Source organism: Flavobacterium aurantiibacter, assembly GCF_002251775.1.
GTDB lineage: Bacteria > Bacteroidota > Bacteroidia > Flavobacteriales > Flavobacteriaceae > Flavobacterium > Flavobacterium aurantiibacter.
On sequence record NZ_NOXX01000219.1, the window covers coordinates 13,023 to 27,740 of the forward strand.

17 protein-coding genes are annotated in these 14,718 nt (G+C 40.6%); 9 read left to right on the plus strand and 8 right to left on the minus strand.

What is annotated here, in order from left to right:
- Nucleotides 1-184: 184 nt before the first annotated feature.
- The 5 genes from CHX27_RS13030 to CHX27_RS13050 form a co-directional block, all read right to left on the minus strand.
- Nucleotides 185-682, minus strand: a complete 498-nt coding sequence (locus tag CHX27_RS13030) for a hypothetical protein (RefSeq protein ID WP_094487199.1) — start codon at nucleotides 680-682, stop codon at nucleotides 185-187.
- Between the two features lie 210 nt (nucleotides 683-892).
- The gene (locus CHX27_RS13035) at nucleotides 893-1,615 is read right to left on the minus strand and encodes a VIT1/CCC1 transporter family protein (RefSeq protein WP_094487214.1); all 723 of its coding nucleotides are present in this window, start codon (nucleotides 1,613-1,615) and stop codon (nucleotides 893-895) included.
- Nucleotides 1,616-1,730: 115 nt separating this feature from the next.
- The gene (locus CHX27_RS13040) at nucleotides 1,731-2,063 is read right to left on the minus strand and encodes a phage holin family protein (RefSeq protein WP_094487200.1); all 333 of its coding nucleotides are present in this window, start codon (nucleotides 2,061-2,063) and stop codon (nucleotides 1,731-1,733) included.
- A gap of 1 nt (nucleotide 2,064) precedes the next feature.
- Nucleotides 2,065-2,838: an alpha/beta fold hydrolase gene (locus tag CHX27_RS13045; protein ID WP_094487201.1), complete on the minus strand. Its 774-nt coding sequence runs from the start codon at nucleotides 2,836-2,838 to the stop codon at nucleotides 2,065-2,067.
- Nucleotides 2,835-3,548, minus strand: coding sequence for a pyridoxine 5'-phosphate synthase (locus CHX27_RS13050; RefSeq protein WP_094487202.1), 714 nt, complete (start codon nucleotides 3,546-3,548; stop codon nucleotides 2,835-2,837). Before CHX27_RS13050 ends, CHX27_RS13045 begins: the two co-directional genes overlap by 4 nt.
- Nucleotides 3,549-3,637: 89 nt before the next feature.
- Here CHX27_RS13050 and CHX27_RS13055 point away from each other — a divergent pair, with 89 nt between their 5' ends.
- The 9 genes from CHX27_RS13055 (at nucleotide 3,638) to murI (ending at nucleotide 12,841) form a co-directional block, all read left to right on the plus strand.
- Nucleotides 3,638-4,297 carry a CBS domain-containing protein gene (locus CHX27_RS13055; RefSeq protein ID WP_094487203.1) on the plus strand — a complete coding sequence of 220 codons (660 nt, stop codon included), beginning with the start codon at nucleotides 3,638-3,640 and terminating at the stop codon, nucleotides 4,295-4,297.
- A 17-nt stretch (nucleotides 4,298-4,314) separates the two neighbouring features.
- Nucleotides 4,315-5,199 carry an NAD kinase gene (locus tag CHX27_RS13060; protein WP_094487204.1) on the plus strand — a complete coding sequence of 295 codons (885 nt, stop codon included), beginning with the start codon at nucleotides 4,315-4,317 and terminating at the stop codon, nucleotides 5,197-5,199.
- 20 nt (nucleotides 5,200-5,219) lie between these two features.
- Nucleotides 5,220-6,053, plus strand: coding sequence for a hypothetical protein (locus CHX27_RS13065; protein ID WP_094487205.1), 834 nt, complete (start codon nucleotides 5,220-5,222; stop codon nucleotides 6,051-6,053).
- A gap of 169 nt (nucleotides 6,054-6,222) precedes the next feature.
- Nucleotides 6,223-6,900: a type IX secretion system protein PorG gene (porG, locus tag CHX27_RS13070; RefSeq protein WP_094487206.1), complete on the plus strand. Its 678-nt coding sequence runs from the start codon at nucleotides 6,223-6,225 to the stop codon at nucleotides 6,898-6,900.
- A gap of 2 nt (nucleotides 6,901-6,902) precedes the next feature.
- The gene (locus CHX27_RS13075) at nucleotides 6,903-7,643 is read left to right on the plus strand and encodes an isoprenyl transferase (RefSeq protein ID WP_094487207.1); all 741 of its coding nucleotides are present in this window, start codon (nucleotides 6,903-6,905) and stop codon (nucleotides 7,641-7,643) included.
- 6 nt (nucleotides 7,644-7,649) lie between these two features.
- On the plus strand, nucleotides 7,650-10,352 hold the full coding sequence (locus CHX27_RS13080) for a BamA/OMP85 family outer membrane protein (RefSeq protein WP_094487208.1): 2,703 nt from the start codon (nucleotides 7,650-7,652) through the stop codon (nucleotides 10,350-10,352).
- Between the two features lie 34 nt (nucleotides 10,353-10,386).
- A complete protein-coding gene (locus CHX27_RS13085; protein ID WP_094487209.1) occupies nucleotides 10,387-11,472 on the plus strand; it encodes an OmpH family outer membrane protein in 1,086 nt (361 codons plus the stop codon).
- Between the two features lie 24 nt (nucleotides 11,473-11,496).
- The gene (locus CHX27_RS13090) at nucleotides 11,497-11,997 is read left to right on the plus strand and encodes an OmpH family outer membrane protein (protein ID WP_094487210.1); all 501 of its coding nucleotides are present in this window, start codon (nucleotides 11,497-11,499) and stop codon (nucleotides 11,995-11,997) included.
- Nucleotides 11,998-12,064: 67 nt separating this feature from the next.
- The gene (gene murI, locus CHX27_RS13095) at nucleotides 12,065-12,841 is read left to right on the plus strand and encodes a glutamate racemase (protein WP_094487211.1); all 777 of its coding nucleotides are present in this window, start codon (nucleotides 12,065-12,067) and stop codon (nucleotides 12,839-12,841) included.
- Between the two features lie 62 nt (nucleotides 12,842-12,903).
- On the opposite strand, the gene CHX27_RS13100 is transcribed toward murI, so the two are convergent.
- From CHX27_RS13100 to CHX27_RS13110, 3 genes are all read right to left on the minus strand, one after another.
- Nucleotides 12,904-13,425 carry a gamma carbonic anhydrase family protein gene (locus CHX27_RS13100; RefSeq protein WP_094487212.1) on the minus strand — a complete coding sequence of 174 codons (522 nt, stop codon included), beginning with the start codon at nucleotides 13,423-13,425 and terminating at the stop codon, nucleotides 12,904-12,906.
- 60 nt (nucleotides 13,426-13,485) lie between these two features.
- Nucleotides 13,486-14,472, minus strand: coding sequence for a PorP/SprF family type IX secretion system membrane protein (locus tag CHX27_RS13105; RefSeq protein ID WP_094487213.1), 987 nt, complete (start codon nucleotides 14,470-14,472; stop codon nucleotides 13,486-13,488).
- A gap of 2 nt (nucleotides 14,473-14,474) precedes the next feature.
- Nucleotides 14,475-14,718 (minus strand): T9SS type B sorting domain-containing protein (locus CHX27_RS13110; protein ID WP_133063475.1); only part of this gene is annotated, 244 nt, incomplete at its 5' end.

Here is a 14,718-nt window from a genome sequence, read left to right on the forward strand (position 1 = left end):
CCGCCGTGAAAATGCAGGAACGGGCGCAGCTTAGCGTTTTGGGAGCGATACGGCGACCAGCGGAAGCCCGTAGCGCGGCCTAAAAACGCTGCTGCGCCCGTGCCGGAATTGCAACAAAGGGCGCGACGCCGCAGTTGCTATCTTGCTTTCAAGCACTTGCGTTTGCGGCGGCACACCCAAAAAACTATTCGTGTTCGGCTTCGGCTTCTTGCGTTTCGGGAGTTGCTGGCGTTTGATTAGCCGTTTCTCGAATTTCGGTATGGCGAATTTCACCTCCGCTTGTACCTGTTTCGCGACCCATCCACAGCGCTACAACGGCCAGCGGAAATGCGGCGATAAAAATAGCACGCGCGAAACCTTTGCGCTTGTAACTGGCCCACAAACCTACGAGCGATAGCGCGCCCAACGCATAGGCAACCAAGGCAAAACGCTCGGCCGCTTCTTCGTGTTCGTGAATAAAATCGTGCGAAAAACCTGCGAGTTCTTCTACAAATTCTTCGGCTTCTTCTCCACTTCGCATGGCGGCTAAAGTGCTTAAAGCACACACAACAAATAAAAACAGTGCGGTGCGTTTTACCACTTCGGATTTGGTGAAAAAACCAACGCCCAAAACCAAAAGTCCGGCGATAGGCAAAATTAAAGGCAAATGATTTAAGGCTAAATGCCAATGAGCTGCATTCATAAAACTACATATTAAAAATTAAAAACAAGAAGAATAATCTGATGCTCATTCAAAAATAATCGTTGACTTACAAATGCTAACACAAATAAAAACAACGCGTTACAGAAAATGACATTCAAAAAACTTCCGACTTAAAAGTACATTTATTTGTTGTGTACTGCTTTACAAAAAGGCAAAATCGCTGCATTTTTAAGTCAGACTAAATAGTTACTACACGCTAACACCAAATAAATAGCCCACCAGACCACTCAATCCTAAGGCAATGGCTCCCCAAATGGTAATGCGCAAAACGGCTTTGCTGGCATTGGCGCCTCCGGCACGCGCCGAGACGATCCCTAAAATCATAAGCGACAACAGCGTGCTGCCGTACAAGCTGTATTGCATAACCGACAGCGGTGCAAGTAAAACCACCAAAAGCGGCAACAAACCGCCAGCTGTAAAGGCGGCTCCCGAAGCAAAAGCTGCCTGAATGGGATTTGCCTGAGATATTTCGTTGATGCCTAATTCTTCACGAATATGCGCACCTAGCGCGTCGGTTTCGGTTAATTCGTTCGCAACTAAAAGTGCCGTTTCGCGTTTGAGTCCGCGTTTTTCAAAAATTTGCGCTAAGATTTCGAGTTCTACTTCGGGTTGATCGCGCAGTTCGTCTTTTTCACGTGCAATATCGGCGCGTTCGGTATCGGTTTGCGAGCTCACCGAAACGTACTCGCCTGCAGCCATCGATAAGGCTCCTGCCACCAAACCGGCAAAAGTGGCTAAGGTAATGGCCTCGCGACTCGTACCCGCAGCTGCAACACCTACTGCCAAACTCGAAATAGAGATGATACCATCGTTGGCACCTAAAACAGCCGCACGCAACCAATTGCTGCGGTGCATGTAATGCTTCTTTAAATAATTGTCGATCGTTATCTGAGAAGTGGTTGCTTTTTCCATAAAGTTGGTTATCACTGAAACAGCGGTTTCGGCTAAAACTGCTTCCAAACAAACTTAAAGGTACGGATAAAACAGTAGAATTTCTTCTACAAATCGCAATTCAGACTCGTTCTGTTTATAACAATTTCGACGTTAGCGATTGTATAAACGACAAGCACAGACTAAATACAAAGGCTGCAAGGAAATTGTTTAGAGTAAAACCGTCGACAAGCACATCGCAAATCAACAAAATAATCGTGTTGATGAACAGTAGAAAGATTCCGAGCGTAAAAATGGTAATTGGTAAAGTAACCAGAAGTAAAATGGGCTTTACAAACATGTTGAGTAGGCTTAGTACTAGTGCAACGATGAGTGCCGTTTGTAAATCGGTTACGCGCACACCGGGCAGCAAATAACTGAGCAATAAAACCGAAATGGCCGAGATAACCAGTTTGATGATAAATTTCACATTACGAAGGTAAAAAAGAGGAAACGATTTGAAAGAACTCGGCTGGTTTTTCGGCGTGTAGCCAGTGTCCGGCACCTGCAATAGTCTCGATACGCACGTCGGAAAACTGCCGTTGAATGTCGGCTTCGTCGCGTTCTTGAATATACTTTGATTCGCCGCCGCGCACAAACAGCGTTGGCATCTGGAAGCGCGCTTCGGGATTCACTTGTGTGCCAACAGCTTCTTTATTGGCAAGAAAAACGGGTAAATTAAATCGGAAAGCAAGTTGTCCGGGTTCAATCCAATACAAGCTCTTTAGTAAAAATTGTCGTGTTCCAAAATCGGGAATATAACTTTGGAGCAGCTCGTCGACCTCTTGCCTACTCGGTTTTTTGGAAAAATCAACTGCTGCGAGTCCGTTTAAGATATCGTCGTGATGGGGTTTGTAATACCGTGGTGCGATATCGGCAACTACCAATCGGTTTACTAATTCCGGATACGCAGCGGCAAAAATCATGGCAAGTTTTCCGCCCATGGAGTGCCCAAGTATGTGCGCCTTCTCGATGTTATGGGCTTGCATGTATTGGTACAAATCGTTTACCATAAAATCGTAATTCCAATCGGCACTGTGAAAGCTTTTTCCGTGATTGCGCAAATCCACGGCATGTACTTGAAATTGGCGTTCGGCCATTTGATTGGCGAAGGTTTTCCAATTGTCGGACATGCCTAAAAACCCGTGAATAATAACTAAGGGCGTTCCGTTTCCGGTAATGATACTATTTAAAATTGGATTCATTTTAGTCGGTGTAAATACATGTTTACGACATTATCGAGACCGAGATATAAGGCTTCGCTGATGAGCGCGTGTCCGATACTTACTTCGAGCAAGCCCGGAATATGTTGTTTGAAAAACTGTATGTTTTCTAAACTTAAATCGTGTCCGGCGTTGATGCCAAGTTGTAATTCGTTCGCGCGTTTGGCTGCGGCGGCATAACTAGCGATGGCCTGATTGGGATCTTGTGGAAAATGTTTTGCGTAGGCTTCGGTATACAATTCGATTCGATCGACACCTGTAGCTGCTGCGCCATCGATTAGTTCCAAAACCGGATCAACGAAAATCGAGGTTCGAATACCGTGTGATTTAAAAAGTTGAACCATTTCTGAAAGAAAGGTTTTGTGCGTAATTGTGTCCCAACCGGCATTTGAAGTAATGGCGTCGGGCGCGTCGGGAACTAAAGTGACCTGATGTGGTTTCACTTCCAAAACCAAATCGATAAACGACTGTTCCGGATTTCCTTCGATATTGAGTTCGGTGGTCACTATTTTCTTTAAGTCGCGTGCATCTTGGTAGCGAATATGTCGCTCATCGGGCCGCGGGTGAATGGTGATGCCTTGCGCTCCAAATCGTTCGATATCAGCGGCTGCTTTTAAAACATCGGGCACGTTTCCGCCGCGTGCATTACGCAAGGTGGCAATTTTATTTATGTTCACACTCAGTTTTGTCATATCGGCATTATTAAAAGTCTGCCAAAATTAAAACCTTTCGTCCTGTGATTCGCGTATTTTTAATTATTTTGCAGAGGTAAAGACAGCACATGACTGAAATAGGAAATTTATTGTCGAAAGATTTGAAGCCATTTGCTGCAAATGAGTCCATTGACAGCGTTCAAGACTTTTTTGCTGAGCAACTTTTTTCGCACTTTCCGGTATTGGAAGACGATGTGTACATCGGTTCGATTGCTGCGGAAGACGCCGAAACTTTCGATACGTCTAAAATCGTTTCGGATTATAAATACAGTTTGGAAGGCTTTTTTGTTCGCGATTCCATGTTTTGGCTTGATGTGCTTGAGGTTTTTGCGAAAAATCACACCAATGTTGTTCCGGTACTTACCGATGAGAATCGCTATGCCGGTTATTACGAACTTACCGAAGTTACTTCTTTGTTTCACGAAACGCCTTTTTTGAAAGAATCGGGTGGTATTTTGGTGGTGAAAAAAGACGTGCGCGATTACAGCATGGGTCAAATTGTACAGATCGTTGAAAGCAACAACGTGAAGCTTTTAGGTGCTTTTATTTCGTACCTCGACAATCAGTTTGCGGAAATTACTGTAAAAGTTTCGCAAGGAAGTATAAACGAACTGATTGCCACTTTCCGACGGTACGAATACGAAATTGTGAGCAAACACGAAGAAGACGATTATTTGAATAACTTGCGCGAACGCTCGGAGTATTTAGATCGGTATTTAAATATTTAAGCTGTAAAAATCTGCTTATGAAAATTGCGATCTACGGTCAATACTACCAAAATAGCACCGAACCCATCATTCGCGACATCTTTGTTTTCCTAAATGCCAATCACGTAGATTTAGTTATAGAAGAAACGTTTTTGACCCTGTTGTACGAAAAGGGAATTCTCAAAAAAAGTTACCGCACTTTTACAAAATCCGACGATTTAGAACCCGACACCGATTTGATGTTGAGTATTGGTGGCGATGGTACGATTTTGCGTGCGGCGTTATTGGTACAGGACAAAGGCATTCCGATTTTAGGTGTGAATGCGGGCAGGTTGGGATTTCTAGCGAAAGTTCCGAAAGAAGATATCGACGCATTTTTACAGTTAGTACTCGACAGAAAGTACAGCATTTCCGAACGCAGTTTATTGCAGCTTCAAGGAAGTTTGCCAGCAGATTCGGGTGTACAAACGAATTTTGCGGTCAATGAAATATCGGTAAATCGCAAAGACAGCGCATCGATGATTACCGTCGATACGTTCTTGAATGGTGAATTCCTGACCTCGTATTGGGCAGACGGTTTAATAATTGCAACGCCAACGGGCTCTACGGGCTATTCGTTAAGTTGCGGCGGACCCATATTAACACCTGCCGTTGCTGGATTTGTGATTACACCCCTTGCACCACACAATTTGAATGCGCGTCCGATGGTTATTCCCGACTCGACACAAATTCGTTTACGAGTTAGCGGAAGAGAATCGCAGCATTTAGTTTCGCTAGATGCGCAAAGCTTTTCTGTGCAAAACGAAACGGAACTCATCATCGAAAAGGCCGCTTTTACATTAAAGATGATTGAATTCCCCGAAGAAACCTTCCTTAAAACCTTGCGCAAAAAACTGCTTTGGGGCGAAGACAAGCGCAACTAACAGCTTTACAAACAGCATCTATGCGTGCGCAAAACTATATTTTCATTGTTGTTTTCATTTTCTTGAACAACTTTAGCTTTGCTCAAGAATCCGAAAAAGTTTTTGGCGTTTACGAACCCATTAAAAAAGGCGAAAAAGTTTATGTTTTCGAGGAGAAATGTGCTTTGAAAGCGCAGGCAAATTTGTCTTCCAAAACCTTGATGGAAATTCCTTTAGGAGAAGCGTTGACCTTAGAAACCGATTATTTAATCAAAGAAAGTTTACGAGTAACGAACCCTCCATTTATTAAAGTGCAGTTTCGCGGAAAAACGGGTTATGTGCGTTCTTCTTCCTTGGCTTTTGAAAAATTGGTTTACGAAAAAGAGGAAACCTCGTTTTTATTTCAGTTGAATAGTCCGAAAGACACAATTCATAAAATAACCATTAAAGAAGTTTACGCGAACAAAACCGTTTTAAATGAGGTAAAAGAGCCTTTACCCGCTGAGTCATTCAGCATATACTTGAGTGATAACAAGGGATTAACAGACGTAGAAAAATTATTGATCATTGACTTTTATGCTGAAGCTTGTGGCATGAATGGCGGCATAGCGTATTACAGTTGGTCGCCTTCGAAATTAGCGCTCATAGCCAATCTAGTTGCTTTATTCGACGCCGATGTTTATGCGAAAGAAGAAAAACTCATTTTCCCAACAGACGAAGGTGGAAAAGACGGTACGGTACTGTTCTATTCCGAAACCCACGAACTCGTTGATGAAGCTACCGAGTGGATGAATAAAACTGTGGTTACGCGCACGTACCAGTGGAAAGACGGTGCATTGCTACCGAGTTTCGATGCGCCCGCCGAAACAGAATAAAGCAATTTCATTCCGAAAATAATTACTCCTAAAATACGAATGCGCGAAGTACGCCGTTTTAGATGTCGGCGCAGTTTAACGACAGGCATTTTGATTACGTCTGATATTTAAACGAATTGGGCCATTTTAACATTTCTTTATTGTTATATTTGCACGCATTTTTTCAAGGATGAAAAAGATAATTTTTGGGCTTATATGTCTTGTTTTCTCAACTTCCGCTACTGCACAAATCCATGAGATTGGGTTGGCATTAGGCGGCAGTAACTACGTAGGCGATATTGGTCCGACAGATTATTTTAAACCGAATAAACTAGCTGGCGGTATTTTGTACAAGTGGAATAAGAGTCCGCGTCATGCTTGGCGTGCTTCGTTCACACAAACAACGCTTGCTTCAAACGACCGCGACTCGAAGGTTCCTTCGCGAAGAGATCGTGGCTATTCCTTCCGAACTACAACGCAAGAGCTCTCATTGGGTTTGGAGTTTAATTTTTTTCCATTCGATTTGCATTCGCTGCGCCCACAACTTACTCCCTACATTTACAGCGGCTTGAGTGCTGTTCGTTACGACAATCAATACTTTATAAACGGAGGTACTGAGTACGACAAGAAAGAATTGACAATGGCCATTCCGATGGTTGTTGGCGTAAAAGCCAATATTTCGCCCCGTTGGGTATTAGCTGCTGAGATTGGCGCTCGCTATACATATACCGATAATTTAGACGCATCAAATCCCGACATTACCAATGCGGTCAAATTTGGAAATACAAATAGCAACGATTGGTTTATGTTTTCATTGCTGTCGCTAACTTATACTTTTGGCAACAATCCTTGTTTTTGTCCCGAATAATTATGAGCGAAAAAAGTATACCCACCTTTGCAAAACTGCCTCAGCACCTCGCCATTATTATGGATGGCAATGGGCGTTGGGCAAAGTTGAAAGGGCTTTCGCGGTCGATTGGACATGAAAACGGCACCAATACAGTAAAACTAGTGATTGAGGCTTGTGCGCGAATTGGTATTCCGAATTTAACGCTGTATGCTTTTAGTACTGAAAATTGGAAACGCCCGAAGTTGGAAGTCGATTTATTGATGAAATTGATGATAAAATCGCTTCGCCGAGAACTAAACACACTTGTTGAAAATGATGTGAAGCTGGAGGCAATTGGGAATATCGATATGTTGCCAAAAGCAGCTAAAAAAGAGTTAATTCATGTAATTGAAAAAACAGCCAACAACAAAAGGCTAACACTCACAATTGCATTGAGTTACGGGTCTAGAGAAGAGATCACGCAAGCTGTTAAGAAAATTGCCGAGAAAGTTAAAAATAATATAATCAGCGAAAGCGATATTAACGATACAATTATAAATCAGCATCTTTACACGCGTTCATTACCGGATGTTGATTTATTAATCAGAACCAGTGGCGAACATCGCATCAGTAATTTTCTGTTGTGGCAGCTCGCTTATGCAGAGCTCTATTTTACGGATGTGCTGTGGCCTGATTTTAACGAAGAGAATTTATATGAAGCTTTGGAAAGTTTCCAGAAACGCGAACGCCGATTTGGAAAAACCAGCGAACAACTAAAATAAACATTAGTGTTAAACAAGAATTTACTATTTGTCTCCCTTGCCCTCTTTTTCTTTGGAATATTAGCCGTTCAGGCACAAATTCGACCTGATTTTGACAAAGGCGCTACCTATATCCTTGCCGACGTTGCGATAACCGGTAAAACAACCTACAATGCGCAAGTTGTAACCACTTTTGCTGGACTTGAAAAGGGAAAACCAATTACAGTTCCTGGAGAGGAACTAAGTACAGCTATCAAAAAATTAGGAAAGCTTGGCTTGTTTAGTGAGATTGATTTTTACATAGAAAAAACTAGCAATGACTCTATTTGGCTAAACTTAAATTTAGTTGAATTACCGAAGTTAAATGATGTGAAAATCAACGGTGTAAAAAAGGGAAAAGCAGAAACACTTATAAAAGACAACGGACTTACAAAAGGAAAAATAGTAAACGAAAACTTAATTACCACCACGCGTAATTACATCGAAAACAAATATCGGAAAGAAGGTTTTTATAAGGCCAAAGCAATTGTTCGAACTATTCCGGACACAACTGCAGGCAATTTGGTTAACATGCTGATTAACATCGACAAAGGCGATAAGGTAAAAATTAGCAGCATTGAAATCGACGGCAATGAAAAACTTTCCGACGCTAAGATTCGAAAGGCGATGAAGAATACCAAGAAGATCAATCCCATCCGCCTTTTCAAACGATCTAAATATATAAAAGACAAATACGAAGAAGACTTAGATGCAATTGTAAAAGCATACACATCAAGAGGATTTAGAGACGCACGTATTATTTCTGATACTGTAGCATATAGTGAGAAAAAAGATCGTCTTTCCATAAAAATTCAAGTAGAAGAAGGTAGAAAATACTACTTTGGAAATATTAAATTTTTAGGGAATTCCATTTATACCGACCAACAGCTTAATCGACTTTTGGGAATTAAGAAAGGTGAAGTTTACAATGGCGTTTTGTTGGAAAAGCGAATTAGTGATCCAACCAAACCTGATAATGAAGATATTACAAACTTATATCAAAATAACGGCTACTTGTTTTCGAACATCAATGCCGTAGAAACGCGAACGTACAACGACACGATAGACTTTGAAATTAGAATTGTCGAAGGTCCGCTGGCGTATTTTAATAAAATTTCTGTTGTTGGTAACGATAAAACTAACGATAAAGTAATTTACCGAGAGTTGCGCACAAAACCGGGTCAGAAGTATAACAAAGACGCTATCATTAGAACAATTCGAGAAATTGGTGCCTTAGGATTCTTCGATCCTGAAGCGATTGATCCGAAATTTAAGAATGTTGATCCAGCAGCGGGAACTGTTGATATTGAATACAATCTTGTAGAAAAAGGGTCGAGCCAAATTGAACTCCAAGGAGGTTACGGCGGTGGTGGTTTTATTGGCACACTCGGTTTGTCTTTCAACAACTTCTCTGCAAGAAATATGTTTAAAAAAGAAGCTTACACCCCATTGCCTATGGGCGACGGTCAGCGCGTATCGCTTCGCTTACAAGGAAGTGCCTTTTTCCAAACCTACAGCTTGTCTTTCTCAGAACCTTGGTTTGGCGGCAAAAAACCGGTAAGTTTTAGTACGTCTTTGTCGTATTCAAAACAATTCTTGAATGATTTCAGAACCAACAATGTCGATAGAAGTAGAAGTTTCAACATTATTACATTATCGGTTGGACTAGCAAAGCAATTAACTGTTCCAGATGATTCGTTTGTTCTATCGCAATCTCTTAGTTTCCAGTATTACGACTTAAACAACTACAATGTAGGACTATTCAATTTCGGAGATGGAGCCTCTAGAAACTTAGCCTATTCAGTTGGATTAACCCGCAACAACAAAGGTGTCAATCCTATCTTTCCAACTTATGGTTCGGAATTCAGTATTTCAGCAAAATTCACACCACCCTATTCGCTATTTAACGGTATAGACTACGCCAATCTGGATAATCTGCCTGAAAATAAGCAAAGAAATAACGGAACGACGGTTATTGGTGGCGCTGATGGTAGTCAGATTTTTCCTGGTGATTATATAAAACAAGTTGACTTAGTTGCCGCAGACGGGACAGTTACCCGTAATGCAACGGTTCGAGCTGACGGCCCAGAAGATGCTTCTGCTGATCTTTCAAAAGTTGACCAACAGAAGTTCAATTGGTTAGAATATTATAAAATTAAAATACGAGCTGATTGGTATACAAAAATTTATGATAAATTCGTACTGCGTTCTTTGGCTGAATTTGGTTTCCTAGGAAATTATAACAGTGCTCGTGGAGACGTCCCTTTTGAACGTTTTTTCCTTGGAGGAGACGGTTTAGCGAATTTTATGCTTGACGGAAGAGAAACAATACAGTTGCGCGGTTATCCAAACCAATCGTTAACTCCACTAGTAGAGAGTCAAAACGGTACTGTAAGTCAACCAGGGGCAACAATTTATAATAAATTTTCGTTAGAATTGCGTTATCCAATTACATTAAAAGGGGCAGCATCTATCTATGCACTAACTTTCTTGGAAGCAGGTGCAGGATACAACAACTTCAAGGAATACAATCCTTTTGTTTTGCAAAGATCTGCCGGATTTGGTTTGCGTGTTTTTATGCCAGCTTTCGGACTACTGGGTATTGATTTTGGACATGGATTTGATCCCACCCCAGGCAGAACGCAGGCAAACGGTTGGGAAACCCATTTCATCATTGGACAACAATTTTAGATTTGGCATGATATTTTCTTAAGTTAAAGAGTATATGAAAAAATTGGTTTTATTTTTATTTGCAACAGCCGCTCTTAGCGCTCAAGCACAATCGGGTCGAGGCGTTCGCATTGGCTATATCGATATGAACTATATTCTCGAAAATGTACCGGATTACATCGAGGCCAAAAACCAATTGGAACTTAAAGCACAAAAGTGGAAGCAAGAAATTGAAACTAAAAGGAACGATATTACTAAACTAAAGGAAGAGCTGGCTAAAGAGCGCGTCCTACTCACGAAACAGTTAATCGAAGAAAAGGAAGAAGAAATTGCTTTTCAGGAAAACGAATTATCTGCAATTCAACAAAAACACTTCGGCCCACAAGGCGATTATATCGTTCAAAAAGCAATGTTGGTAAAGCCGGTACAAGACCAAGTATTCACGGCAATTCAAGATATTGCTGAACAAAAAAAGTACGATTTTGTATTCGATAAATCGTCTGATTTAACGATGATATTTTCTGCAAAGCGCTTTGATATCAGCGATCAAGTAATTAGAGCAATTTCTAGAGCTTCTAAACGCACACAGAAGAGTAAGAAAGAAATTCAGGAAGAAGAAAAGAAAGAGTATGAGGAGAACTTAGAAGATGAAAATCCGGCTCTAGCTGAACGACGAAAAAGACTTGAGGAGAAAAAAGCACAAAGAGATAAGTTGATTGAAGAAAGAAAAGCGGCGGCACAAGCTAAACGAGAAGAAGCAGATGCAAAAAGAAAAGCGGCCGTAGAAGCACGAACAACCGGGAAAACTTCAACAAAAACTTCTGCGACAGGTGGCTCCGACAAGGGTACTGACACTAATGCAAAACCTGCTGCTCAGCAAAAAACAAGTTCAGATTCTACAGCAACTGCAAGACCAAAGCCTACGGTTAATAAAGACTCTATTATAGCGGCACGAGAGGCTCAAAGACAAGCAAAACTGGCCGAAAGAGATGCTGCTATCGCAAAACGAAAACAAGAATTAGAAGACCGTAAAGCAAAAGCGGCTGCTACAAGAGAAGCAGCAAAAAAGGCTAAGGAAGAAAATAAAGATGCTACCAAACCCGAAGAACAAGGAGCTACAACTCCTAAAAATAATAATTAACACCTTTTTAATTTTAATTTGATGATGAAACAATTGAAAACTTTACTAATCGCTGCCGTACTGGTTTTAGGCGTGTCTTTAAACACGAACGCACAAGCCAAATCCGCACATATTGATGTGGCTGAATTGATGACTAAAATGCCTGCTTACATCGATGCACAAAAACAACTCGAGAAATTAGGTCAGCAGTACGATAACGACTTTAAAGTAATGGTCGATGAATACCAAGCACGTCTGAAAAAGTACGAGCAAGAAGCTGAAACTGTATCGACGAAAATTAATGAAGAACGAGCGAAAGAATTACAGGATTTAGAAAAAAGAATCCGTGAGTTTCGTGAAACAGCTCAAAAGGAATTAAGTACAAAAGAAGGCGACTTAATGAAACCACTTGAAGAGAAAGTAAAAGCTGCGATTCAAAAAGTTGGTAAAGCTAAAGGATATCAATATGTATTCAACAGTGCAGGATTACTTTTAGCCGACGGTCCAGACTTAACTCCTGATGTTAAAAAAGAATTAGGGTTCTAATAAATTTAGAACATGATTTACTAAACTGCCCGAAAAACCTCGGGCAGTTTTTTTTTAACTTTGTTGTATGAGTACACAAGCAATTGGTTTGTTTGATTCGGGTGTGGGAGGAACTTCGATCTGGAAAGAAATCCACAAGCTACTTCCCTACGAAAACACGATCTACTTAGCAGATAGTGCAAATGCACCTTATGGGCAAAAGAGTAAAGAAGAAATAATACATCTGTCAGAAAAAAACACTGAATTTCTTTTAGAGAAAAACGTCAAAATAATTGTAGTTGCTTGTAATACGGCCACAACCAATGCCATAAAAGAGCTTCGTTCAAAGTATCAAATTCCTTTCATAGGAATTGAGCCCGCGATAAAACCTGCCGCGTTAAATTCCCAAACACAAACTATTGGAATATTAGCGACCAAGGGAACCATTAACAGCGAGCTTTTTAGCAAAGCAGTACAAAGCCATAAAAACGTCAAGATCATTGAGCAAATTGGCCATAACTTGGTTCCACTGATTGAAAACGGGATGATTGAAAGTGCCGAAATGAGAGAGTTGCTAAAAATTTATCTAAATCCGATGATTGAACAGAACATAGACTATCTTGTTCTCGGATGCAGTCATTATCCGTACCTTATTCCAGTAATAAAAGAAATCTTACCTACTCATATCCAGATCATCGATTCAGGCGAAGCTGTGGCGAAACAAACAAGAAACGTATTAGAACAAAATAATCTTTTAGTTAGTGATCAAAAACCAACGCTTACTTTTTACACCAACAAAAATGGCATTGTATTAAAAAGCTTGTTGAATTCTTCTGAGGCAGTTATAATTGAACAAAATTTTTAAAAATCTGGAGTCTTCCCAACTATAAACAGACCGTAGTTAATTTCTATAAACAGCGCTAATCACTATTTAGATTCCAAGTCAGAAAACCACGAACTGTACATGATGTAGTTTCTAGCAATGCGTTCAATTTCTCCACTAAAAGCAGATGTATCAATTCGTTTAACTGCTTTTGCAGGAACACCTGCATAAATCCATCCTGACTCTAATCTTGAATGTTGAGTTACCACAGCGCCAGCTGCAATGATGCAGTTTGACTCTACAACGCAACCATCCATAACTATGGATCCCATTCCTATCAAAACGTCATCGTGAATTGTACAGCCGTGCACAATGGCATTATGACCTATAGAAACGCGATCTCCGATACTAGTTGCATGCTTTTCAAAAGTGGCATGTATAATAGCTCCGTCTTGGATATTCACTTGATTACCGACTCGAATGCTGTTTACATCGCCCCGTACTACTGCATTGAACCACACACTGCAATTTAAACCTAACTGAACATCGCCTATAATGCAGGCCGTTGGCGCCAAAAAACAACTTTCAGGTACTAAAGGCTTAAAGCCTCTTACTTCTATTACCATAAAAAACCAATAAAAAATCCCGATCGTTAAGACCGGGATTGAATTAATAACTAAACTTTTCTAGTTGATCGCAGGACAATTACAATCAAACTTCTCGCGCTCACAGAATAAATTAATACCTAATGTAATTTGGTGAAATCCTCCATTTGTGAACTGTATGTCGCCCAATAAATGCGAGTACGTGTACGCAAACATAAACTGCTTATAATTTACACCAACAATAGGCGTGATATATTGTAAACGCTGACTGTTAACGCTACCGTTTTGCTCAAACTGTGCAGAATCGAATGATCTTCTGTAAGACAAAGCTCCCCAAAGTTGACCAAAACTCACATTTCTGTACGCTTTCAAATTAAAATCAATAGATTTTTCTTGCGTTTCATCAACTAATTGAAATAATACCGAAGGTTCCCACAAAATACGATCTGCATCACCAAACGTATAACCTGCGCTAAGAAGAAGCTTTCTCAAATTTGGAGATTCAATATCAGTATACAAATCTCTAGAGCTTGTCAGCAAATTCTTCACCGTTAAATGTGTGTAAAAATCTAAGTAGTTGTAACTAGCTCCTACATCAACATTAAAATATGAGTCCCTTTGTATTACACCACCTACGGCCGGATCGAATTCAAAAAACTCAGTTTCATCTAGCTGTGATTGAATTAAACCAACATTCATACCAAATGAGAGTTGATTTAAGTCGACTTCACTTCTTGAAAACATAATATGGTGTGCATAGGTTAATTTTACACCTCTTTGTGAGTGATATCCATTCTTATCGTTGAACACGATGATCCCTCCACCAGATTGCTCGCCTAATCGACCATTAAAACTTGCCGTTTGAAGTGCCGGAGCGTCTTCAACACCAAACCATTGCTGCCGGGCTGTAACACGGATCTTTGCGCAGTTAGCTGCACCAGCCATTGAAGGGTGAATCAAATAATAGTTATCCGACAAATAATCTGAATAAATCGGAATACCTTCTTGAGAAAATGAGATTTGGGTTATTAAAAATAACAGCGCCAGGTACCTCTTTTTAAAATTCATTGTTAACGTTTTAATGCAAAGTGCGATTTAAATTCTTTTAAAACTCCACCTTCAGAATACTGAATTGTGAACCAATAATCATCCGCTTTCATCGGATCACCGTTGAACGTACCGTCCCAACCTTGGCTGGTTGTACTGATTTGTTTCAAGAGCTTACCGAAGCGGTCAAATATAAAGATTTTTGCTTGCAATTGATTAGCTAAAGTCGAAATATTCCACGTATCGTTGTAACCGTCGCCGTTTGGT

Coding starts and splice junctions, on each gene's coding strand:
- CHX27_RS13030 (WP_094487199.1), bottom strand. CDS start 682: ATGAATGCAGCTCATTGGCATTTAGCCTTAAATCATTTGCCTTTAATT.
- CHX27_RS13035 (WP_094487214.1), bottom strand. CDS start 1,615: ATGGAAAAAGCAACCACTTCTCAGATAACGATCGACAATTATTTAAAG.
- CHX27_RS13045 (WP_094487201.1), bottom strand. CDS start 2,838: ATGAATCCAATTTTAAATAGTATCATTACCGGAAACGGAACGCCCTTA.
- CHX27_RS13050 (WP_094487202.1), bottom strand. CDS start 3,548: ATGACAAAACTGAGTGTGAACATAAATAAAATTGCCACCTTGCGTAAT.
- CHX27_RS13055 (WP_094487203.1), top strand. CDS start 3,638: ATGACTGAAATAGGAAATTTATTGTCGAAAGATTTGAAGCCATTTGCT.
- CHX27_RS13060 (WP_094487204.1), top strand. CDS start 4,315: ATGAAAATTGCGATCTACGGTCAATACTACCAAAATAGCACCGAACCC.
- CHX27_RS13065 (WP_094487205.1), top strand. CDS start 5,220: ATGCGTGCGCAAAACTATATTTTCATTGTTGTTTTCATTTTCTTGAAC.
- porG (WP_094487206.1), top strand. CDS start 6,223: ATGAAAAAGATAATTTTTGGGCTTATATGTCTTGTTTTCTCAACTTCC.
- CHX27_RS13075 (WP_094487207.1), top strand. CDS start 6,903: ATGAGCGAAAAAAGTATACCCACCTTTGCAAAACTGCCTCAGCACCTC.
- CHX27_RS13085 (WP_094487209.1), top strand. CDS start 10,387: ATGAAAAAATTGGTTTTATTTTTATTTGCAACAGCCGCTCTTAGCGCT.
- CHX27_RS13090 (WP_094487210.1), top strand. CDS start 11,497: ATGAAACAATTGAAAACTTTACTAATCGCTGCCGTACTGGTTTTAGGC.
- murI (WP_094487211.1), top strand. CDS start 12,065: ATGAGTACACAAGCAATTGGTTTGTTTGATTCGGGTGTGGGAGGAACT.
- CHX27_RS13100 (WP_094487212.1), bottom strand. CDS start 13,425: ATGGTAATAGAAGTAAGAGGCTTTAAGCCTTTAGTACCTGAAAGTTGT.
- CHX27_RS13105 (WP_094487213.1), bottom strand. CDS start 14,472: ATGAATTTTAAAAAGAGGTACCTGGCGCTGTTATTTTTAATAACCCAA.